The 1084-nt window shown below is 43.7% G+C and carries 1 protein-coding gene; it reads left to right on the top strand.

All coding sequences use genetic code 11. The annotated features are described in order from the left end of the window. Nucleotides 1-83: 83 nt before the first annotated feature. Nucleotides 84-1084: IS481 family transposase (locus ACFEL9_RS26090; RefSeq protein ID WP_385896340.1), on the top strand; the 1001-nt coding region annotated here is incomplete at its 3' end.

The following is a 1084-nucleotide window of genomic DNA, read 5'->3' on the forward strand; positions in this document are numbered from 1 at the left end:
TGTAGAAGTTAAGATTTGATCTGACAGTTGGGATTAACTTTAGAGTAACTACAACCTAATTGTTAACCCCAAAAAGTCAGATCATGAATCAGGAAACTAAGTTAATCAAATCCCGCTTGGGCTTACTCAAACTAGCCGAGCATCTCAACAATGTCACCAAGGCGTGCAAATTAATGGGCACAAGCCGTGACAGTTTTTACCGGATAAAAGAGTTGTATGACGCTGGCGGTGAGGCTGCCTTAGTAGAGATTAGCCGACGTAAACCCATTCTTAAAAACCGAGTCGCCCCTGAAGTCGAAGAAGCTGTTGTAAAGATGGCTTTTGATTACCCGGCCCATGGTCAATCAAGGGCTTGTAATGAATTACGCAAGCAAGGGATTTTTATCTCTGCAGCTGGTGTTCGTTGTGTCTGGCAGCGACACGACCTGGAAATCTTTGAAAAGCGTTTAAAGGCATTGGAAGCTCGTATTGCTCAGGATGGATTGATCCTTACTGAAGCTCAAATGATGGCTCTGGAGCGGAAGAAAGAAAAAAGAGAAGCATTGGGAGAAATCGAGACCGAACATCCCGGCTATCTCGGTTCACAGGATACCTACTATGTGGGAACGATCAAAGGCGTTGGAAGGATTTATCAGCAAACTTTCATTGATACTTACAGCCGGGTGGCCTTTGCCAAACTCTATGATAGCAAGCATGCTATTACATCGGCTGATCTGCTCAATGATCGGGTAATACCGTTCTTTGAAGAACAACAAATCCCGCTATTACGAGTGCTAACAGATCGTGGTACTGAATACAAGGGCAAACCTGAACATCATGAGTATGAACTTTACTTGCAACTGGAAGGCATTGATCACAGCAAGACCCAGGTTCGTCATCCACAAAGCAATGGCATCTGTGAACGATTGCACCGGACGATGCAAGATGAGTTCTATGCTGTTACATTCCGTAAAAAGCTTTATGGAACTTTAGAGCAGCTTCAACAGGATCTGGATGACTGGATGAACTATTACAACAACGAAAGACCTCATAGCGGCAGGTATTGTTACGGTAAAACTCCGATGCAAACCTTTAATGAATCTAT

Origin of the sequence: Terrimonas alba (assembly GCF_042434975.1) — a bacterium.
In the GTDB taxonomy this organism is placed as follows: Bacteria; Bacteroidota; Bacteroidia; order Chitinophagales; family Chitinophagaceae; genus Terrimonas_B; species Terrimonas_B alba.